This window comes from Vibrio sp. MED222, from assembly GCF_000153005.1.
Taxonomy (GTDB): domain Bacteria; phylum Pseudomonadota; class Gammaproteobacteria; order Enterobacterales; family Vibrionaceae; genus Vibrio; species Vibrio tasmaniensis_A.
In genome coordinates this window covers 159,389-174,278 of the sequence record NZ_CH902609.1, presented here as the reverse complement: position 1 = coordinate 174,278, position 14,890 = coordinate 159,389, and the positions used below count along the sequence as shown (strand labels likewise).

Genomic DNA, 14,890 nt, shown 5'->3' with positions numbered 1-14,890 from the left:
CTACTTAACGCGTTAGCTCCGAAAGCCACGGCTCAAGGCCACAACCTCCAAGTAGACATCGTTTACGGCGTGGACTACCAGGGTATCTAATCCTGTTTGCTCCCCACGCTTTCGCATCTGAGTGTCAGTGTCTGTCCAGGGGGCCGCCTTCGCCACTGGTATTCCTTCAGATCTCTACGCATTTCACCGCTACACCTGAAATTCTACCCCCCTCTACAGCACTCTAGTTCACCAGTTTCAAATGCAGTTCCGAGGTTGAGCCCCGGGCTTTCACATCTGACTTAATGAACCACCTGCATGCGCTTTACGCCCAGTAATTCCGATTAACGCTCGCACCCTCCGTATTACCGCGGCTGCTGGCACGGAGTTAGCCGGTGCTTCTTCTGTTGCTAACGTCAAGATGCGCAGCTATTAACTACACACCCTTCCTCACAACTGAAAGTACTTTACAACCCGAAGGCCTTCTTCATACACGCGGCATGGCTGCATCAGGCTTTCGCCCATTGTGCAATATTCCCCACTGCTGCCTCCCGTAGGAGTCTGGACCGTGTCTCAGTTCCAGTGTGGCTGATCATCCTCTCAGACCAGCTAGGGATCGTCGCCTTGGTGAGCCATTACCTCACCAACTAGCTAATCCCACCTAGGCATATCTTGACGCGAGAGGCCCGAAGGTCCCCCTCTTTGGCCCGTAGGCATTATGCGGTATTAGCCATCGTTTCCAATGGTTATCCCCCACATCAAGGCAATTTCCTAGGCATTACTCACCCGTCCGCCGCTCGACGCCCATTAACGCACCCGAAGGATTGTTAGTGTCGTTTCCGCTCGACTTGCATGTGTTAGGCCTGCCGCCAGCGTTCAATCTGAGCCATGATCAAACTCTTCAATTTAAGATTTTGTGACTCAACGAATACTGACTTCAAAACTAATATTCATGTAAACATGAACATGTAATTCTAAAGCTATTATCATTCCAACAGAATGATAATGAATTGACTGTGCCGAATAACTACAAGTAGTTAAACGTATTGGTCACTCAGTTCATTGAAATCATTTTGTTACCGAAGTAACTGTCATTACCTAAGTAATAACGTTTTGATATTCATCAACGAGTGCCCACACAGATTGATAGGTTTAAATTGTTAAAGAGCTACTCTTCGTTGTGACTTACATCACTTCGGAAGAGGCGGCCATTCTAGCGTTTTAATTCTCAGTGTCAAACACTTTTGAAAATTAATTTCTACTTTCTAAAAGTAGAAGCGAATTATCGCTTAAAGCTAGTTGCCTTACTAACATTCTTCGCTGAAGCCTTGTGGCGTCTACCGTGTCAGTGAGGCGGCATTATAGAGATGTTCCTCACATTGGCAAGTGTTTATTACCGAAAATTGCAAAAATAACGATTAGATGATGGATAAACACCCAAAGCCTTATTTATGCAAGTTTAACTACAAAGTACCTACATAATAACCACAGACTTATCCACAATCGCTTTAATTTTATCCCCTAGAAACTAAAAAGCTGCCTTGAGGCAGCTTTTTAAATGGCAATGAGTCTAAATCCCAGAGCCATATTGCTCTCCATCGTCTTCATGGAGGCCACATTCTCGTTTCAGACCATTGAAACGGGTTTCTTCTTCAGTCATACCCGGTTCCCATTTCTTAGTTGTATGAGTATCTCCGACAGAAAGGTACCCCTGCTCACGAAGTGGGTGGTAACTAAGGCTATGCTCTTCCAAGTAATAGTGAACATCTTTATTTGTCCAATCTATTACTGGCAAGAACTTAAACACACCATTTTGGATAGATAAGATCGGCAAGTTTGCGCGCGATTGAGATTGCTCTCTTCGCAACCCTGAAAACCAAGTGCCAGCCTCTAGTTCATCCAGCGCTCTTCTCATCGGTTCAACTTTATTAAGTTTGTTGTACTTCTCTATCCCTTCTATACCTTGATCCCAAAGTTTGCCATATTGCGCTTCTTGCCAATTAGAGCTCTGTTGTGCGCGAAAGACTTGAAGGTTTAGAGTCAACTTCTGACTTAACTCATCTATAAAGCGATACGTTTCTGGGAATAGGTACCCGGTGTCTGTCAGAATAACTGGAATATCGGGTTTGGCTTGAGTCACTAAGTGCAGCATCAATGCTGCTTGGATTCCGAAACTAGAAGACACCACATGTGTTCCTTCTAAGTTTTCTAGAGCCCACTTCACTCTTTCTAATGCAGTTAGCTGCTCTAACTCAGCATTAATTTGTCCAAGATGAAGTATCTGCTCCGTCTTAGTCAATGCGAGTAGCTCTGCTAACTTCAATTTTGAAGCGACAGAATTATGCATGCAGATCCCTCTTTGAAATGATCACCTCTTCGATGATGCCAGCTCGGATTGTAAAATCACCGAACCCTTCATTGTCGTTACGTTCCGTAGCCCAACGTCCCACCAGCGAATCAATCTCTTCTAAGATCTGAGCTGAAGTGATGTTCTCTTTATACATCTTCGGGATACGAGTTCCGGCTTTGTTGCCACCTAAGTGCATGTTGTAACGCCCCGGCGCCTTACCGACTAAACCCAACTCAGCCAACATTGCACGACCACAGCCGTTTGGACAACCCGTGATGCGAAGGATGATGTTATCTTCTTCTGGTAATCCGTGTTTCTTCAGAATGTCTTCAACATCCGTTACAAACTCAGGAAGAAAACGTTCGGCTTCTGCCATTGCTAACGGACATGTTGGGAATGCCACACACGCCATTGAGTTCTTGCGCTGTTCTGAAACGGCATCATCCATCAGACCGTATTGACGTGCCAGCTTTTCAATTTGTGCCTTTTGGCTCTTAGGTACACCTGCAACAATGAGATTTTGGTTCGCTGTCATGCGGAAATCACCTTTGTGGATCTTCGCTATTTCAGCAACACCTGTTTTCAGCGCTTTACCCGGAAAATCAAGTAAACGACCATTTTCGATGAATAACGCTAAGTGGTGCTTACCATCAATACCTTCCGCCCAACCGATACGGTCGCCACGGCCAGTAAACTCATAAGGACGGCTTTCAGAAAACTCAACGCCTGCACGTTTTTCTACTTCTGCTTTAAATACATCAATACCAACACGGTCTAGTGTGTATTTGGTTTTAGCATTCTTACGGTTCGAACGGTTGCCCCAGTCACGTTGTGTCGTCACAACAGCTGCCGCTACATCTAACGTTTTTTCTAATGGCACAAAACCAAAGTCGTCAGCTTTACGTGCATAAGTAGAAGTATCGCCGTGCGTCATTGCAAGACCACCGCCCACTAATACGTTAAAGCCCACCAGCTTTCCGTCTTTAGCAATCGCAATAAAGTTAAGATCGTTAGCATGAACATCTACGTCATTTTGCGGAGGAATTACAACCGTCGTTTTGAACTTACGTGGTAAGTAGTTACTACCTAAGATAGGTTCTTCATCTGTTGTTGCGAGCTTTTCACCATCTAACCAGATCTCAGCATAAGCACGAGTTTTAGGTAATAGGTGTTCACTGATCTTTTTCGCCCACTCATAAGCTTCTTGGTGTAGCTCGGACTCAACCGGGTTCGTGGTACACAAAACATTTCGGTTTACATCACCCGCAGTAGCGATCGAATCAATACCAATACTGTTTAGTGTTTGGTGCATTAACTTAATGTTCGGCTTCAACACACCATGGAACTGAAAGGTTTGACGTGTTGTTAGACGAATTGAACCATAAGAGGTGCTTTCATCTGCGAATTTATCAATCGCGAGCCACTGCTTAGGAGTGATGATGCCGCCTGGCATACGCGCACGTAGCATTACATTATGTAAAGGTTCTAATTTTTGCTTGGTACGTTCGTTACGAATATCACGGTCATCTTGTTGATACATACCGTGGAAACGGATCAGTTGAAAGTTATCTGCGGTAAAACCACCAGTGATACGATCTTGAAGATCTTGTTCAATCGTACCGCGAAGGTTTTTACTTTCACGCTTCAGACGTTCATTGTCAGCCAAAGGTCCCAGTACTTGACCTAGCACTTCTTGCTCTATTACTTGCTTGCTCATTAGTACACATCCCTTTGGTAACGTTTCGCTTTACGTAAATCATTAATATATTGTTCAGCTTGTTCGCGGCTCTGATTGCCATGTTTTTCCGCTATCGTAACTAACGCTTCATGGACATCTTTTGCCATTCGAGTTGCATCGCCACATACATAGAGGTACGCGCCCTCTTGAAGCCATTGCCAAACCTGCTCTGCCTGCTCAATTAATCGGTCTTGAACATAAACCTTTTCTTTTTGATCACGACTAAACGCAACATCAAGCTTGGTTAATGCACCAGATTTAAGATACCTCTGCCATTCAACTTGATATAAGAAATCTTGAGTAAAGGTACGGTCACCAAAGAACAACCAGCTTTTACCTTCAGCGTCATTGTTTTCACGCTCTTGAACAAAACTACGGAAAGGTGCGATACCTGTACCCGGGCCAACCATGATGATTGGTGTGTTGTCGTCTTGCGGCAGTTTGAAGTTATTGTTGTTCTCTACAAACACCTTAACTTCACCACCTTCTTCAAGGCGTTGAGCTAAGAAACTTGAAGCACCACCCAGACGAGATTCATCGCCCTTTTGGTATTCAACCAGACCAACCGTTAAGTGAACTTCTTCATCCACTTCAGCTTGGCTTGATGCAATAGAATAGAGGCGTGGAGTTAACTTACGTAGTAGGCCAATCAGTTCATCAGCCGATAGCTTGGTCTTCTTCTCAGCTAAAACATCAACAACTTGAGTATTACCCGCGTATTCACGAAGCTTGTCTTTATCTTCCACCAGCTTAATTAACTTCTTGCTGCCCGATAGCTCAGCAAACTTAGTCACTAGCTGAGGGTTTGAAGATGTAATCTCAAATTTGCTGACGAGTGCGCTATGCACAGACAAGTTGTCACCATCGACATCGACACTTTCGATACCAGACAGCCCAACCTTAGAAAGAATTTGATTTGCGAGTTCTGAACTGTTTTCAAACCATACGCCTAGCGCATCACCCGGTTGGTAAGTAATACCCGACTCATCAAGATCAATTTCGATATGACGAACATCTTTGCCCGAATCACGACCAGTGATCTTTTGGCTCGTCAATAATGTCGCGGTGTATGGGTTTTGTTTGGTGTATTGCGAATGACCAGCAGCCGCTTGACCGACTGGTAATTGAACCACATCGGCTTCAGTACCTGTCGATAGCGTCTCTTTTACTTGCTCTAATGCTTTAGCGCGCCATTCCGTTGCTGATTCTTCGTAATCAACATCACAATCAAGACGGTCAACAAACGATTTAGCACCAAGCTTAGCGAGGAAGTTATCGAAGTCTTTAGCCGTTTGGCAGAAGAACTCATAGCTTGAGTCACCTAAACCGATCACACCGTATTGTAGGTTTGATAATTTTGGCGCTTTCTTCGATTGAAGGAATTCATGCAACTCAATAGCGTTATCAGGGGCTTCGCCCTCACCATTGGTTGAAGCTACAAAAATGACGTGTGTCTCTTTGGCTAAGTTCTTACCTTTATAATCACTTGCATCGAAAAGCTCGACAGCAATCCCTAAGGCTTTCGCTTCTGCCTCAAGCGATTCGGCGACACCTTTCGCATTACCGGTTTGGGATGCGAAGATAATGCTGAGCTTACCCGCAGGTTTTGCGGCTACTGCAGCGGCTGCTTGAGCGATTGGCGCGGCGGCACCCACAGGCTGAGTTTGGCTCACACCCCAAAGGTAACCACTGACCCATGCCAGTTGTTGAGAAGATAATTCAGAAACAGTTTGCTGAAGATGACCCAATTGTTGGTCATTAAGTGGTGCTGCTAGCCCAGGTAACTCATTAGCCCCAGACTGTGCATTATTATTTTGTGAAGACTCTTTCTTATTTAAAGACATGGTCACGACATCCCTAATCATTGCGTGACGATAGATTAACCACTCCTTTTAATAACAAGAAAGAATAGAAAAGTATGTTTTATAACTTTTTGGAAGTAAAAACCGATTGAAACGTCAATTGAGTTACTGGTTTTCAATACGAACTTGTTGAAAGCCAACCGCCATTGCCGACTTAGATGCTAGGTCTAAATCCGCGTAATGACACTCTTCACCATGAACATCAGTAAGCAAAACAAAGCCACCGCCCATATGGCGAAACTCCACAACCCAAGACCCCTCTTGAATTGAGGGCTCTATGATCGCTTCAACCAACAGATTTTCTCGATATAAATTTCGTAATTCATTGAGTGTCATATTCCATCCCTTGCTTTGACCTCACAACATAGACCTTATAAGAATAGACGCTAATTAGGTCTCTGTATTAAGGATGGTCGAAAGTGATGAATGTGCTAACTAATTCCAGAAAAGTATATACCCAAGTAACTTCAAGATGCTTGGGTATAACCAATAGATATAAAAAAACGCCACTTAATAAAGTGACGTTCTTAAATTTCGTTCTAGATTCGTTTTAATTGCCTAGAAGCGTACTTCTACGCCAGCAAACCAACCATCAACCATAACAAACGATTTAGGTGGCCCTGGCTTTGGGTCATCTAACGGATCAGGTTCTTTGTCCGTCTCAAGAGGTTTGTTCAGCTCTGAAGAGAAGAATTTGTCCGAATCAAGGTCGATCACACGATAGCCACCACGAAGTGCTATTTCAGTATCTGCCACTGGAATACGGTACTGAACACCCGCCATCAAATCGGTACTCTTAATACCGTTGCTATCACCAAATTCCATCGTACCAATGATATCAAGCTGAGTATTAGGGACATTGATTTCTGCGTTACCGTAGAAGCTCCAGGTAAACTCATCAAAACTTGTCGTTTTCGAACTGTACGGGTCTTTGTAATGTGAGTTTGCATACTGAGTAAATGTCACACCCGCATCGAAGTTCATCAACTTGTGATCCAACATTGTGTAGTAGAACGTGTAGTCATACTTATCAAACGCTAACAATGTTGTATCAACAGTAGAGTAGCGGAAACTCGCATTTGGCAGCTTAGGGGCATTATGCTCAAATGCGAAATACAACGAAGGTGAGTTTGAGTCACTCGACCTAGCTTCGTTCAGCTTTGTACTTCCCCACCACATATCAGCACCGATCTTAGTCGTGTAAGAAAACTCTTCTTCAGCGGACACAGCCGAACTTAAAGAAAGCATTCCCACTAAAGCAATTAATGGCATTTTATTCATTTGAGATAGCTCCAATTCCATATCGTTGTGCTAATTGTATGCACATTCATAGATTATTGGGGAAAATTCTACCACACATCTTAAATTCTAAAACGATAAACCGCTGACGAGTAAAGATTTGACGACACGATGACCTTAATAACGTCTTTGGTTAGAGCTGTGTACATAGTTTTTGAAAAACCACACACCCACTGCAATCACGATCAGCCAAGGCAGCAGTTTAAACACAACCCCCATCATACCTAAGACCAGCATGACCGCTAACGCGATTCCGGTTGCCGCTAGTACCGTCATAAACGTAATACCAGTAACGAGTAAAGTTGCGACGAAAATAAGAACAAAGATTAATTCAAACATAATGGTCTCCCTAATGAGTTCATGACCTATCTTTCCTACTTTCTAACATTGCAGCTTCCATACCAAGTTAGATACAACCATAAACTCCTTATTTATCAGGCAAATAAAAAGCCACACATCTTCATGCGTGGCTTTTCGGAAACTCACAATGGTAAATTTAGCCTCTAATGGCGAATTTAGCCTTGTTCTTTAAGCTTTTAACTTTTAGTTCTTGGCTTTTGCTTTAACCTTGAGGGTGTCTATACGTTTAGCTCTTTAGGGATCTTAGCCAATGCCGTCTGAATCACCTCAATGCCCGCGCCTTTCTTATGTGCATTCTCACTGATGTAACGACGCCATTGTCTTGCACCCGGCATGCTTTGGAACAAACCCAGCATATGACGAGAGATATGACCAAGGCTCGCTCCATTCGAAAGCTGACGCTCAATGTACGGGTACATCTCTTCAACTACTTGTGAACGCTTCTTGATTGGTGTGTCTAAACCAAAGATCTGCTGATCAACTTCAGCCAAGATAAACGGGCTATGGTATGCCTCACGACCAATCATCACACCATCAAGGTGCTGCAAGTGCTCTTTAGTTTGTTCTAATGTAGTAATGCCACCATTTACCGCAATCACTAGATCTGAGAAGTCTTTCTTGATTTGGTATGCACGATCGTAATCTAGCGGTGGGATCTCACGGTTCTCTTTCGGGCTAAGGCCACTCAACCACGCCTTACGCGCATGGATAGTAAATTGCTCACAACCGCCCTTTTCAGAAACAGTAGAAACAAACTTAGTCAGAAACTCGTAAGAATCTTGGTCGTCGATACCAATACGCGTTTTTACCGTAATTGGAATATCTGTGACTTCTTTCATCGCTGACACACAGTCTGCCACCAGCTCGGGCTCAGCCATTAGGCAAGCGCCAAAGCGACCATTCTGAACTCGGTCTGAAGGACAACCTACATTGAGGTTCACTTCATCATAACCACGCTCACCAGCAAGCTTGGCACAAGCCGCCAAATCAACCGGGTTTGAACCACCAAGTTGAAGTGCTAATGGGTGTTCTTGCTCGTTATACTCTAGAAAGTCGCCCTTACCATGTAAGATCGCACCAGTTGTGACCATTTCCGTGTACAGAAGCGTCTGCTGAGATAGCAAACGGTGAAAGTAACGACAGTGGCGGTCAGTCCAATCCAACATGGGTGCAACGGATAAGCGGTTAGCCGCGTATTTACTGGTATTGTCAGGTTTCATAAAGCGTTACTCAAAATCTATACACTGCATATATATACAGAAACTCGCTAGTTCAACCGCAAGCTCCCCCACTCAGTACGCTTATAGTACGTATTGATGGAGTGGAACGAAGGCATCTAGCATTAAAAAGAACACTTCAAAGCGGTGAATCACGCTTCACAGTGGACATTGTAGTCAAAAATAATTCGGCGATTATACACAGGGAATCGAAAACATTCAGGAACAAAGACCAACTTATTTTTCCCTACAACTCACGAAGTGTTAGTGCAGGCTTTCAGCGAGTGAGAAACGAATTGGGTATTGAGGATTTGAGGTATCACGACCTACGAAGAGAGGGAGCAAGTCAGTTGTTTGGAAAGGGCTACTCTATTGAAGAAGTAGCTCAAGTGACTGGGCATAGATATCTAAATATTTTGTGGCAAGTTTATACTCAATCATTCCCAGCAAACCTTCATAAGAAATCATTAAACGACTGATAAATAAAAAGTAATAACCCCACACAAATGGGTGACAAGATTATCAATAAAAACAAGACCTTGAAAGTAACTCTAGGCAACCCAATATTGTCAAAAAGTTAATATGCACACCAAGAGGCCACTATGGGAAAAGGACTTAGCGAAGCTCTGAAAGAAATTCCAGAGGATTACGAACATGAATATAACGCTTACTATCTCGCTAAGGATTTTTATTCTCCGGGTTTTTTATCAACACTAACAGCGTACCTCAAAGACAAGAGAACTCCTGAGCGTAATTTTGACTGTGATCCAAAAATAGCTGGATACCTCAGAACTTTAGGTTTGAACCATATCCTTTGGAATTGTCCGGAACCGGTAAGAATAAAGAATGGAGTAACTTACACTCCTATAACCCAGCTATGTTCAGCAGAAGCAACTGACGATGTAACTACATCTATAAACAGCTGCTTACGTCATTTCACTGACAACGTTGAAGGTCCTTCTCCCGACGGGTTAGTTCAGCTGTATCATGTTGTAGGCGAGTTGCATGACAATGTATGGTCACATGGCCAATCAACGGGCTTTTCTATGGCGCAAAAAAACGCAGTTCCTGGGACTAACAAGACGGACTTTCACTTAGAGTTTGCGATCGCGGATAAAGGCTTAGGTTTCTTAGAAGAAATGAGACGTTCAGGCAAAGCTCAGTTACACGGCATCACATGTGATCAAGAAGCGTTGCTTTGGTGTATAGAAGAAGGGAACTCAACAAAGCATGCAGATGACAGCGACCCATGGGCTCAACAATTACCACCAGAACACATAGGTAACTCTCCTTACGGTGGTGGTATTGGTTCAGATTATACAGTAAACCACCACCAAGGCTTGGGCTTAGCTCATTTGGTTCGATTAATTGAACAATTCCAAGGAACGCTGACAATCGCTTCTGGAAGATGCCTCTTAAATATCAATGAAGATGGTGAAAGAGTACAAGAAACGCTTCCAACTTATTGGAAAGGCGTTGCAATAAGCTGTAAATTTAAGCTATCTTTACTTTGTGAAGAGATAAACGATACAGTCGATGAACAACTCTTAGCGTTGATGGAACAACTCAGGGGGGGATGATAATGAAAACTAAAATAGCAATAAATAAAAGTGATTTAGCTTCAAGAAGAACAGCCTCGGTAGAACGTAAGGCTCTTGAAGAAGCAATACTGTTTGGCGATGCAGTTGAAGTAGATCTAGAGTCCGTCAACTCCATATCTGAATCATATTCCGATGAGCTTTTCGGCGTATTAGTGGCCAAGCATGGTCTTGATGCCTTCGTAAAACAAGTGACTATTCTGAACGCTAAAGAAAGCATCCTGAGAAGCATAGCTAAAGTTATTCAACGTAGAGAAATTGAGCGAAAAAAGCCCTTTGAGACTGCAGAGAATGTCGCTATGGCTTAAATATACATTACCAACAAAAAAGCCCCTTTTCAGGGGCTTTTTTGTTCTAGATACGTCAAACGCTCATCCATCTTTTCCATCATTAAGCGCAGCCACTTAACATCGGTTTTAAGTGTAATACCTCCCCCACCTCACTAGACAAGGCACTAACAACGGCAACAATTATTGTTTGATACTCTGCCATTACTTAAACTCATTGCGTAGGGTTTCCCATAGGCCAAATACTATTGGAGCACTTGCGCCAATAATGCCACCGAATTGAACACCGTCTGCCGATACGCTCGCGGTGATAACTTCAGGGTGACCAGCTGCCAAAACCGCTCCTGCGCCAGATAACACTAAACCCTTTTTAGCCGATGACAGGCCAATGTCGATTGAGAACTCTCGCTCAATAAGCACATTGTTGCACTTGATATTTTCAAACTCATTCACCAGATCTCTAATTCAGCTTGATTAATCAGTTATGCCTTGAGTCACACTGTCGTTTTGAGTTACCTTGTCTTATTCAAAGTCGTAGGTCACAATACGCTCTGTACCTGACTTTAATAAAATCAATGTCTCCTCAAACAAGGTTACCTAGCAATAGGGGCTAAATGGGGATGTTTGATTGAACGGTGAAAAATTTGGACCACACATTAATAGAGCAAGTTGAAGGGATATGCGTATCGCGAGGTGTTAGGCTAACACCCCAAAGAAAGCGAGTGTTTGAGCTTATCCTATCTAATAAAAAAGCCTCCAGTGCTTATGAATTATTAGAGCAATTGAAAGTCAGTGAACCGCAAGCCAAGCCTCCTACAGTTTATCGCGCTTTGGATTTTTTGTTAGAGCAAGGGTTCATTCACCGAGTTGAGTCAACGAATAGCTTTATATGCTGCTGCTCTTGCAATGCCAACACGCATTTTTCCCAATTACTGATCTGCGATAAATGTGGCACTGTGATAGAATTACAAGACGATGCGCTTGTCGCCCTACTCGCGAGTAACGCCGAGCAGCATGGATTCAAGTTGACCAACCATGTCATTGAATCACATGGCATTTGCCAAACTTGCTCCTCCGAAATGAAAGAATAAGATTATAGAAGAACATTATGCGCGCTGAATTTGTAAACCCGTTTTTAGCTTCTTTGATGAACGTACTAAAAACGATGGCATCTCTAGAATTAAAGCCTCAGAAACCAAGAGTGAAGAAAGATGAAATCGCTCGTGGTGATGTGTCCGGCCTAATTGGTATGGTTGGTACACAGTCTCGTGGCTCAATGTCGATCACCTTTGATGAAGGGCTTGCTCTAGAAATCATGGAAAACATGCTAGGTGAACGACCAAACGGTTTGAACGAAGAAGTGACCGACATGGTGGGTGAAATCACTAACATGGTAACCGGTGGCGCAAAGCGTATTCTTGCAGAAAGCGGCTTTGACTTCGATATGGCAACGCCAATCGTGGTTTCAGGTAAAGGCCATACTATTCGTCACAAGTGTGAAGGCGCAATCATCATCATGCCTTTCTCATCTCAGTGGGGTAATGCTTTCATCGAGATCTGTTTCGAATAGAGACAATCGACTAAATAAAAAGCGAAAGGCTGACGTACATACGTCAGCCTTTTTTTATTGCCGTAAATCAACGGACATAAAAAACGCCAACCGAAAGGTTGGCGTTTACAATTATTACTTGGTGTTACTTAAACAGTCTTAAGCTTTCAGCGCTTTAAATGCGTTGATTAGACCGTTAGTAGAGCTGTCGTGAGACGTTACTTGTGCATCGTCTGCAAGCTCTGGAAGAATTTGGTTTGCTAGTTGCTTACCAAGTTCTACGCCCCATTGGTCGAAGCTGAAGATGTTCCAGATAACGCCTTGAACGAAGATCTTGTGCTCGTACATCGCGATTAGGTTACCTAAAGAGCGAGGGTTGATTTGCTTAACAAGAATAGAGTTCGTTGGGCGGTTACCTTCAAATACTTTGAAAGGTACTAGCTCAGCAACTTCTTCAGCTGTTTTGCCAGCCGCTAGGAATTCAGCTTCTACTGTCTCTTTTGTCTTACCGAAAGCTAGCGCTTCAGTTTGAGCAAAGAAGTTAGACATTAGCTTCTGGTGGTGATCAGATGCTGGGTTGTGGCTGATAGCCGGAGCAATGAAGTCTGATGGGATCAGCTTAGTGCCTTGGTGAATCAGTTGGTAGAACGCGTGCTGACCGTTTGTACCAGGTTCACCCCAGATGATAGGGCCTGTTTGGTATTCTACTGGGTTACCTTCACGGTCAACGAATTTACCGTTAGATTCCATGTTACCTTGCTGGAAGTAAGCAGCAAAACGGTGCATGTATTGATCGTAAGGTAGGATTGCTTCTGACTCAGCGCCGTGGAAGTTGTTGTACCAAACACCAATTAACGCAAGGATCACTGGAATGTTGCTTTCAAATTCCGTTGAAGCAAAGTGGTTATCCATCTCATGTGCGCCATCGAGTAGCTCAGCGAAGTTATCGAAGCCGATAGATAGTGAGATAGAAAGACCGATCGCTGACCATAGTGAGTAACGACCGCCTACCCAATCCCAGAATTCGAACATGTTGTCAGTATCAATACCAAACTCAGCAACTGAAGCCGCGTTTGTTGATAGTGCTGCGAAGTGCTTAGCAACGTGTGCTGAGTCGCCCGCTTCAGCCAAGAACCAATCACGCGCAGAGTGTGCGTTCGTCATTGTTTCTTGAGTGGTAAATGTCTTAGATGCCACTAGGAACAGTGTTGTTTCTGGGTTAAGAGGCTTTAGTGTCTCAACGATGTGAGTGCCGTCTACGTTAGAAACAAAGTGCATGTTTAGGCGAGTTTTGTATGGCGTAAGTGCTTCAGTTACCATGTATGGACCAAGGTCTGAACCGCCGATACCGATGTTAACTACATCAGTGATCTCTTTACCTGTGTAACCTTTCCACTCACCAGAAACGATACGGTGTGTGAACAGTTCCATTTTTGCTAGTACTGCATTCACTGCTGGCATTACGTCTTTGCCATCAACCATTACTGGCTTGTCGCTACGGTTACGTAACGCAGTGTGAAGAACTGAACGACCTTCAGTCTTGTTGATTGCATCACCGCCGAACATTGCTTCGATTGCAGACTTAACTTCAGTCTCGTTCGCAAGAGCAAATAGGTGCTGCATCGTTTCAGCGTCGATAAGGTTCTTAGAGTAATCCACTAAGATGTCTGAACCGAAACGAGTAGAGAAGCTCTCGAAACGCTTTGCATCTTGAGCAAATAGCTCTTTCATATCCATATCTTGAGCAGACTCAAAATGTGCAGTTAGAGCTTTCCACGCTTGTGTTTGCGTTGGGTTGATATTTTTCAACATGGTATCTATCCCGATGTTACTGTAGGTTTTATTCTAGACGTCACCAAAGTGATGAATAGAACCCCCGATTAGGCGAAAGTTTATATTTTTCTATGATGACCAAATCGCATCACCACTGAAAGATTCTTTGTAATTTTTTTTCACGACGTATTATGCCGCATATGAAGAGCGGTACCTTGAGATAAATCAGAATTAGATTTCCTGATAGAAGAATCGGTACTGACTCTAGCGCTCACTTCATTAAATGTGAGCGAAACCTGATAAATTCAAGTTCAAAAGATAGCGTTAAACCACTTTTTTTCCAAATACATTATAGAGGATGGCGTATGTGGATTCAGAAGACGATACACCTACACGCACAAAAACGTGGATTTCATCTCATCACTGATGAAATTGAACAACAGATATCCGATATCCATTCACTGTCTGTTGGTTTATTACATCTATTCATTCAGCATACATCTGCTAGCCTTACGCTAAATGAGAACGCAGACCCTACTGTCCGCACTGATATGGAATCACACTTTAATAAGTTTGTTCCCGAACGAGCACCCTACTACAAGCACACCTACGAAGGTGATGATGATATGCCCGCTCACATTAAAGCATCGACACTTGGTACCAGTGTGACAATTCCAATTACCAATGGTCGTCTAGCATTAGGGACATGGCAGGGCATTTACTTAGGTGAACACCGAGATTGTGGCGGAAGTCGTACCGTTATTGCGACCATTCAAGGTGAGTAACGTTACGTCATCAACAATGAAATACCGCTTAACGAACATAATGGTAGAAAACAAAAAAGGGTGACACAGTTATGTGTCACCCTTTAAAAATAT

General features: G+C 43.4%; 15 protein-coding genes and 1 other annotated feature. Of the genes, 6 read left to right on the top strand and 9 right to left on the bottom strand.

Features of this window, described 5'->3' with window-relative positions; genetic code table 11:
• Positions 1-887, bottom strand: a sequence feature (16S ribosomal RNA rRNA prediction is too short).
• Positions 888-1,549: 662 nt separating this feature from the next.
• The 7 genes from MED222_RS06345 to dusA all read right to left on the bottom strand — a co-directional run bounded on the left by MED222_RS06345 (position 1,550) and on the right by dusA (position 8,808).
• Positions 1,550-2,326: a phosphoadenylyl-sulfate reductase gene (locus MED222_RS06345; RefSeq protein ID WP_009847908.1), complete on the bottom strand. Its 777-nt coding sequence runs from the start codon at positions 2,324-2,326 to the stop codon at positions 1,550-1,552.
• Positions 2,319-4,046, bottom strand: a complete 1,728-nt coding sequence (gene cysI, locus MED222_RS06350) for an assimilatory sulfite reductase (NADPH) hemoprotein subunit (protein ID WP_009847907.1) — start codon at positions 4,044-4,046, stop codon at positions 2,319-2,321. The genes MED222_RS06345 and cysI overlap by 8 nt, the downstream gene beginning before the upstream one ends.
• Positions 4,046-5,911, bottom strand: coding sequence for an assimilatory sulfite reductase (NADPH) flavoprotein subunit (locus tag MED222_RS06355; RefSeq protein WP_009847906.1), 1,866 nt, complete (start codon positions 5,909-5,911; stop codon positions 4,046-4,048). The genes cysI and MED222_RS06355 overlap by 1 nt, the downstream gene beginning before the upstream one ends.
• Before the next feature lie 123 nt (positions 5,912-6,034).
• On the bottom strand, positions 6,035-6,265 hold the full coding sequence (locus MED222_RS06360; protein WP_004735813.1) for a hypothetical protein: 231 nt from the start codon (positions 6,263-6,265) through the stop codon (positions 6,035-6,037).
• A 222-nt stretch (positions 6,266-6,487) separates the two neighbouring features.
• The gene (locus tag MED222_RS06365) at positions 6,488-7,210 is read right to left on the bottom strand and encodes a TIGR04219 family outer membrane beta-barrel protein (protein ID WP_080518003.1); all 723 of its coding nucleotides are present in this window, start codon (positions 7,208-7,210) and stop codon (positions 6,488-6,490) included.
• 135 nt (positions 7,211-7,345) lie between these two features.
• Positions 7,346-7,567: an envelope stress response protein PspG gene (gene pspG / locus MED222_RS06370; protein WP_009847904.1), complete on the bottom strand. Its 222-nt coding sequence runs from the start codon at positions 7,565-7,567 to the stop codon at positions 7,346-7,348.
• Between the two features lie 239 nt (positions 7,568-7,806).
• Positions 7,807-8,808: a tRNA dihydrouridine(20/20a) synthase DusA gene (dusA, locus tag MED222_RS06375; RefSeq protein WP_009847903.1), complete on the bottom strand. Its 1,002-nt coding sequence runs from the start codon at positions 8,806-8,808 to the stop codon at positions 7,807-7,809.
• Positions 8,809-8,969: 161 nt separating this feature from the next.
• Here dusA and MED222_RS22750 point away from each other — a divergent pair, with 161 nt between their 5' ends.
• The 3 genes from MED222_RS22750 (at position 8,970) to MED222_RS06390 (ending at position 10,711) form a co-directional block, all read left to right on the top strand.
• Entirely contained in the window at positions 8,970-9,284 is a 315-nt protein-coding gene (locus MED222_RS22750) for a tyrosine-type recombinase/integrase (RefSeq protein ID WP_009847902.1), read from the top strand.
• 123 nt (positions 9,285-9,407) lie between these two features.
• Complete coding sequence (locus MED222_RS06385; RefSeq protein WP_009847901.1) at positions 9,408-10,385, top strand: hypothetical protein; 978 nt, start codon at positions 9,408-9,410, stop codon at positions 10,383-10,385.
• Between the two features lie 2 nt (positions 10,386-10,387).
• The gene (locus MED222_RS06390; protein WP_232281817.1) at positions 10,388-10,711 is read left to right on the top strand and encodes an STAS-like domain-containing protein; all 324 of its coding nucleotides are present in this window, start codon (positions 10,388-10,390) and stop codon (positions 10,709-10,711) included.
• 183 nt (positions 10,712-10,894) lie between these two features.
• On the opposite strand, the gene MED222_RS21575 is transcribed toward MED222_RS06390, so the two are convergent.
• A complete protein-coding gene (locus MED222_RS21575) occupies positions 10,895-11,074 on the bottom strand; it encodes a hypothetical protein (protein ID WP_029225597.1) in 180 nt (59 codons plus the stop codon).
• Between the two features lie 251 nt (positions 11,075-11,325).
• Here MED222_RS21575 and zur point away from each other — a divergent pair, with 251 nt between their 5' ends.
• Complete coding sequence (gene zur / locus MED222_RS06395; RefSeq protein WP_012603115.1) at positions 11,326-11,781, top strand: zinc uptake transcriptional repressor Zur; 456 nt, start codon at positions 11,326-11,328, stop codon at positions 11,779-11,781.
• Between the two features lie 17 nt (positions 11,782-11,798).
• The gene (locus MED222_RS06400) at positions 11,799-12,260 is read left to right on the top strand and encodes a chemotaxis protein CheX (protein ID WP_009847897.1); all 462 of its coding nucleotides are present in this window, start codon (positions 11,799-11,801) and stop codon (positions 12,258-12,260) included.
• Positions 12,261-12,398: 138 nt separating this feature from the next.
• On the opposite strand, the gene pgi is transcribed toward MED222_RS06400, so the two are convergent.
• Positions 12,399-14,051: a glucose-6-phosphate isomerase gene (pgi, locus tag MED222_RS06405; RefSeq protein WP_009847896.1), complete on the bottom strand. Its 1,653-nt coding sequence runs from the start codon at positions 14,049-14,051 to the stop codon at positions 12,399-12,401.
• Positions 14,052-14,377: 326 nt separating this feature from the next.
• On the opposite strand from pgi, the gene MED222_RS06410 reads away from it, so the two are divergent.
• Complete coding sequence (locus tag MED222_RS06410) at positions 14,378-14,797, top strand: secondary thiamine-phosphate synthase enzyme YjbQ (protein ID WP_009847895.1); 420 nt, start codon at positions 14,378-14,380, stop codon at positions 14,795-14,797.
• Positions 14,798-14,890: the final 93 nt, after the last annotated feature.

Bases quoted from the DNA above. Each gene is read 5' to 3' on its own strand.
- MED222_RS06345 (WP_009847908.1), bottom strand. From the start codon at position 2,326: ATGCATAATTCTGTCGCTTCAAAATTGAAGTTAGCAGAGCTACTCGCA.
- cysI (WP_009847907.1), bottom strand. From the start codon at position 4,046: ATGAGCAAGCAAGTAATAGAGCAAGAAGTGCTAGGTCAAGTACTGGGA.
- MED222_RS06355 (WP_009847906.1), bottom strand. From the start codon at position 5,911: ATGTCTTTAAATAAGAAAGAGTCTTCACAAAATAATAATGCACAGTCT.
- MED222_RS06360 (WP_004735813.1), bottom strand. From the start codon at position 6,265: ATGACACTCAATGAATTACGAAATTTATATCGAGAAAATCTGTTGGTT.
- MED222_RS06365 (WP_080518003.1), bottom strand. From the start codon at position 7,210: ATGAATAAAATGCCATTAATTGCTTTAGTGGGAATGCTTTCTTTAAGT.
- pspG (WP_009847904.1), bottom strand. From the start codon at position 7,567: ATGTTTGAATTAATCTTTGTTCTTATTTTCGTCGCAACTTTACTCGTT.
- dusA (WP_009847903.1), bottom strand. From the start codon at position 8,808: ATGAAACCTGACAATACCAGTAAATACGCGGCTAACCGCTTATCCGTT.
- MED222_RS06385 (WP_009847901.1), top strand. From the start codon at position 9,408: ATGGGAAAAGGACTTAGCGAAGCTCTGAAAGAAATTCCAGAGGATTAC.
- MED222_RS06390 (WP_232281817.1), top strand. From the start codon at position 10,388: ATGAAAACTAAAATAGCAATAAATAAAAGTGATTTAGCTTCAAGAAGA.
- MED222_RS06400 (WP_009847897.1), top strand. From the start codon at position 11,799: ATGCGCGCTGAATTTGTAAACCCGTTTTTAGCTTCTTTGATGAACGTA.
- pgi (WP_009847896.1), bottom strand. From the start codon at position 14,051: ATGTTGAAAAATATCAACCCAACGCAAACACAAGCGTGGAAAGCTCTA.
- MED222_RS06410 (WP_009847895.1), top strand. From the start codon at position 14,378: ATGTGGATTCAGAAGACGATACACCTACACGCACAAAAACGTGGATTT.